The organism is Aeromonas sp. QDB68 (assembly GCF_027707405.1).
GTDB lineage: Bacteria > Pseudomonadota > Gammaproteobacteria > Enterobacterales > Aeromonadaceae > Aeromonas > Aeromonas caviae.
Genome location: NZ_JAPCIQ010000255.1, coordinates 1 through 556 on the forward strand (window position 1 = coordinate 1; position 556 = coordinate 556).

General features: G+C 50.4%; 1 pseudogene. It reads right to left on the minus strand.

Annotated elements, in window-relative coordinates:
* Positions 1 to 22 precede the first annotated feature (22 nt).
* Positions 23 to 556 (minus strand): annotated as a pseudogene (locus PG892_RS22520) (IS630-like element ISAhy2 family transposase); the annotation flags it as partial.

The window sequence follows — 556 nt, forward strand, 5'->3', positions numbered from 1 at the left end:
TAAATAACTGATCCCAATAGTGCTACACCTTCGCTGTGCCATAGCCATTCCCCGGGAAAGGAGACACGGTATCCATGAAGTGTTTCACTCGGGCCAGCAGGTTTGCCATCCCTCTGCATTGATGATTGCGCGTGATGGTTTCATGTAACTTGTGCCATAGCCGTTCTATGTGATTAACCCAAGGGCTGTAAACTGGCTGGAACACCAGGCAGAACTTGGGATTCTTCTTCAACCATCGCTCGGTCTGTTTGCTTTTGTGAATGATGTAGTTATCGAGGATCAACGTGATGGTTTTGGCTCGTCGGTAGTGGTGGCGCAGCTTTTCCAGCATGGCAATAAACAGCGATGAGTTTTTCTTGATCCCGCTGACGTAAAGTACCCTTCCGTTGCCTGCGTGGAGAACGCCTGCCAGATAATGCTTGGCATTCTGCCCCGGTGTGACAACCCGCTTTTGCTGCGCTCTGAACATCCAGTCGGCTCCTAATTTGGGATTGAGGTCTATATCGACTTCATCCTCATAAAACACCGGATTATCGGCATCACAGCGGGCCAGCGC